5 protein-coding genes are annotated in these 4,004 nt (G+C 60.5%); 3 read left to right on the top strand and 2 right to left on the bottom strand.

From position 1 onward, the window contains the following. Positions 1–308 (top strand): transposase (locus GSQ79_RS29320; RefSeq protein WP_246725130.1); only part of this gene is annotated, 308 nt, incomplete at its 5' end. A 109-nt stretch (positions 309–417) separates the two neighbouring features. On the opposite strand, the gene GSQ79_RS06295 is transcribed toward GSQ79_RS29320, so the two are convergent. Both GSQ79_RS06295 and GSQ79_RS06290 read right to left on the bottom strand, forming a co-directional pair. After that, complete coding sequence (locus tag GSQ79_RS06295; RefSeq protein ID WP_158807872.1) at positions 418–1,476, bottom strand: HD-GYP domain-containing protein; 1,059 nt, start codon at positions 1,474–1,476, stop codon at positions 418–420. 542 nt (positions 1,477–2,018) lie between these two features. Next, a complete protein-coding gene (locus tag GSQ79_RS06290; RefSeq protein ID WP_158807871.1) occupies positions 2,019–2,291 on the bottom strand; it encodes a GGDEF domain-containing protein in 273 nt (90 codons plus the stop codon). 521 nt (positions 2,292–2,812) lie between these two features. Between GSQ79_RS06290 and GSQ79_RS06285 the strand changes: the two genes are divergently transcribed. Further along, a complete protein-coding gene (locus GSQ79_RS06285) occupies positions 2,813–3,508 on the top strand; it encodes a 3-oxoacid CoA-transferase subunit A (protein ID WP_210253019.1) in 696 nt (231 codons plus the stop codon). Beyond that, positions 3,505–4,004, top strand: a 500-nt coding sequence (locus GSQ79_RS06280; RefSeq protein ID WP_246725129.1) for a CoA-transferase, incomplete at its 3' end; no start/stop codon positions are given. The genes GSQ79_RS06285 and GSQ79_RS06280, both read left to right, overlap by 4 nt.

The raw sequence follows: 4,004 nt of genomic DNA, 5'->3' as shown, positions 1-4,004 counted from the left end.
CCGAATCAGAAACCTTCACGCTTGCCGAAAACTGCACGCAGATTGAGTCAGAGCCAAAATTGAAAGCCGACGATCCCATGGCGGCGCGCATCCTGAAGGACGTCGGCGCCTGGTTCCTCTTCCTGCCGCCCTACAGCCCGGACCTCAACCCCATTGAAATGGCCTTTGCCAAGCTGAAGGCCCACCTGCGCGCTGCCGAAGCGCGAACCTTCGACGCTCTTTGGCGGGCCATCGGCAGCATCTGTGACCTGTTCAGCCAAACGGAATGCTGGAATTACTTCATCGCAGCAGGACATGCGGCCGATTAAAGGTCCGATGCTCTAGGTCGGCAAAGGCCCCCTCGCCTTTACAGAGCGGCTTAGCGTCAAGTCTTCCATGCGGTGTGCGCCTTTTATGCAGCTCCTCCTCCGCGTGAGGTCAGGCATCCAGGATCATACGGTGGAAGGCCTTGACCAGACCGCCGTCGAGCTTTGGCCCCATAGCCACCAGTTCGGCAAGCGCCTTTCCGGCTGGCAGAGGCTCCTTGTAGGACCTGCGCTCGATAAGAGCGCCGTATATGTCGCAGATCGTGATGACGCGCATGAAGTTGGAGATCTGCTCGCCCCGTAGACCGTCGGGATACCCCGTACCATCCAAATATTCGTGGTGAGAGCGGACGATCTCGCGAAACTGCCGGTCGACGGCGCGCCTGCTGCTAATCATCTCGGCACCGATGGTCGTGTGCCCCCGCATCACATCCATCTCCGCGCCCGTCAGCTTGCCCGGCTTGTTCAGGATCTTGAGCGGGATCCGCGCCTTGCCGATATCATGGAGGAGCGCTGCCTGGGATAGGAAATGCTGCTTGTTGAGGGAAAGCCCCAAATTGAAGGAGAAGGCTGCCGTCAGGCCCGCGACCAGGAGACAGTGCTGGTAAGTGATGTCGTCGTAGTGCCAGACGACGTCGAGCCACGCGCGGATGCGCGATCGGCCCACGGCAGCTACGATCGCACGTCCGCCGCGTTCCAGATTTGACAAGGATACCTGATGGCCTCTACGTGCATCTTCAAACAACCCAACGAGCACCGTGTCAGCTTCTCCGATGCTCCGTCGGACAAAACGATGGAGTTCGGCGTCGCCTGCTCGTACCTGTTTGCGTCTAACGATGCTTTTGACGATCTCGACTAGGGTCGCCTGCGGGGTCTCCGGACGAAGAACCATGGCCGCACCATCGGCGTGGCGCTGCATGTCAGAGAAATGGGCATCGTCACGCGTCAAGCACAGCAACGGTGCCTTAGCGTCGTCACTGTAGCGGCTAACGGCATCACGAAACAACTCGATCGATGCCTGGCTGCCGAAACCGATGTCACAGATAACGATCGACGGCGCGCCCAAGTAAGTTGCAACCTGGTGCCAGGCGATGACCGCGCAGTTTTGGATCTGGCTCAGTGTCTTGTGGAGGTGGTGCGCCTCGCTCGGCCGATCAGTGATAAGAAGCATGCAAACATCCCTTCAGGACATGCATTCCATCTAAGGATTAATGATCGCTTCAATGACGAGCATATTTGATCGGCGCCTGAAGCGCTTCTGGTCAGATCGTCCGACATGGCAATCTTCAACAAGGGCGGCTCACTTTTGCAGCCGGCAGCCGAAGTCCTGTCGTCGAGATGAAGGTCTGCCGATCAACCCGGCGCAAATCGGTTAGGGTGACGGGCTGCGCCGACCCCCTTGCGACGCGGGCGACAGGAAGATCCGAGCAGGAAGCATCAGAGCGCATTCGCTTCGCATCATCGACAACCATCTGGCGCCTGCTGGGCTCGGGGTAGCCAACCTGCTCGTCGACATCTACAAGATGAGGCCTCGTGCCAATCGCGTTTTGCGACGACGGTGAAAGTCAGCACTTCGGAAGTGCACCGCTGCGGCGCGCGGCGGCCAGCACACGCACCAGGGGGGATCGCACCCGGGCGGCCAACCCACCGCTTACGAAACGATCCCGTGATCATTCGCTGCATGAGGCATCTTCACCCAGGCCACGGCGGCCCTTATGCGCCGATCCGGCACGCGATATCCGCAGCTGGATCGTAGGCCGTCATTATCGCGCAGGCAATCGGCCTCAAGGCCTCATCGCCCTTCTGATGGCCGTACCGATCGTTGAACCCTTTGCAGCAGTCCGCATCAAGCAGCAACAGCGATAGAGGTCTCGCCTTTCGGACTGCGCGACGCGTTTCGCGAGCCAAAGCTTCGTCAAAACGACGACGATTCAAAAGGCCGGTAAGCGCATCGGTGGTCGCGAGCCGGACGTTGGCCGCCGCCATCGCCTGCTCCGCGCGCTCTGGGTCTCTAAGCGCCTTCCTGAAGAGCCAAGTCAGAAGCGTGGTGACCACACACAGGACCATCACGACGGTGCCGAGGCTTATCGCCTTCCACCGCCAGCTTGCGAAGATCTCCTCGGGAGCCATGGCGATGCTCAACAGCAGCGGCAGGTCTCAGACCTGCATGAAGACGAAGTGTCGGCTTCCCTTGCCGATATATTGCCAAAACGCCAAGACTTCTTCCAAGGTAGTGCATTAACCTGGTAAAGTAATCACGACGCAAGTCTAACCGCCATAAGGTTTTTTTAAAAACCATACGTCTCGATGCGGTCTGTAGTGATGGCAGACATTCATTCGATTTGATCGAGCATGTGCCAATCTATCGAACTTCAGCGGCGCTATATAATCGGTCAATGGTCGTAACGAGGTCGCACTTCGTTGACAGCGCTCGCCCCGACCTGCATTCTGTTCGCTGAGCGTACACGTTGTGCGCTATGCGCGCAATTTAAGAAGTCTTCGAGGTGATCAACAAGTTTGTGCGGGGCGTCGCCGAAGCACTCGACGGCATAGCGGATGGGTCAACGGTGCTTGTCGGCGGGTTCGGAAGCGTCGGGCAGCCGAACGCCCTCATCGAAGGGCTTGTCGAACAAGGCGCAAAAGACCTGACGGTGGTGGCGAACAATGCCGGCACGGGTCATACGGGACTCGCCCGTTTGATGGAGCTTGGTCGCGTGCGCCGCATCCTTTGCAGCTTCCCAAAAAGCTCCGGTTCGGTCGTGTTCGAGGAACTCTACAAGGCAGGACGCATCGAGCTTGAAATCGTGCCGCAGGGCACTCTGGCCGAAAGGCTGCGCGCGGCAGGCGCCGGCATCCCAGCCTTCTATACGGCCACGGCGGTCGGCACCCGCCTGGCGGAAGGCAAGGAGGAGCGCGAGTTCCAGGGCCGGCGGTACGTGATGGAGACGGCTCTTGCAGGCGATGTCGCCCTGATCGAGGCATGGCGCGCCGACAGGCTGGGAAACCTCGTCTACCGAAAGAGCGGGCGCAACTTCAATCCCGTTATGGCGATGGCAGGCAAGCGGACGGTCGTTCAGACCCAGCATGTCGCAGAGGCCGGCGAGATCGATCCCGAGGCCGTCGTGACCCCGGGCATCTTCGTCAACCGCGTCGTCCACGTGCCCTATGGCGATCCAGACGATGGCACGAGGAAACCAGCATGAGCGTCGCGACACATCATCCCCTGACCCGACCGCAGATGGCGGAGCGGGTCGCCCGCGACATCGCGGAGGGTTGGTACGTCAACCTGGGCATCGGTATACCGACCCTCGTCGCCGACCAGGTCGGTGGCAAGGACGTCATCTTCCATTCCGAGAACGGTCTGCTCGGCATGGGGAAGGCGCCGCCTGCCGGCGAGGCCGACCCATGGTTGATCAATGCCGGGAAGCAGCACGTGACGCTGAACGACGGCGGCAGCTTCTTCCATCACGCGGACAGCTTCGCGATGATCCGAGGAGGACATCTCGATCTCTGCGTGCTGGGCGCCTTCGAGGCGGCCGCGAACGGCGACATCGCGAATTGGGCGACGTCGGAACTCGATGCCGCACCGGCGGTCGGCGGGGCGATGGACCTTGCGGTCGGCGCTGCCCGGGTATGGGTCGTGATGGAGCACCTAACCAAAGACGGCAGGCCCCGCCTGGTAGAACGCTGCTCGTATCC

The sequence above is a fragment of the Beijerinckia sp. L45 genome (assembly GCF_009765775.1).
Lineage (GTDB): Bacteria > Pseudomonadota > Alphaproteobacteria > Rhizobiales > Beijerinckiaceae > RH-AL1.
This window is presented reverse-complemented; position numbering and strand designations above follow the sequence as displayed.

Excerpts from the sequence above, each read along its gene's own strand:
- GSQ79_RS06295 (WP_158807872.1), bottom strand. The coding sequence starts at position 1,476 with ATGCTTCTTATCACTGATCGGCCGAGCGAGGCGCACCACCTCCACAAG.
- GSQ79_RS06290 (WP_158807871.1), bottom strand. The coding sequence starts at position 2,291 with ATGGCGGCGGCCAACGTCCGGCTCGCGACCACCGATGCGCTTACCGGC.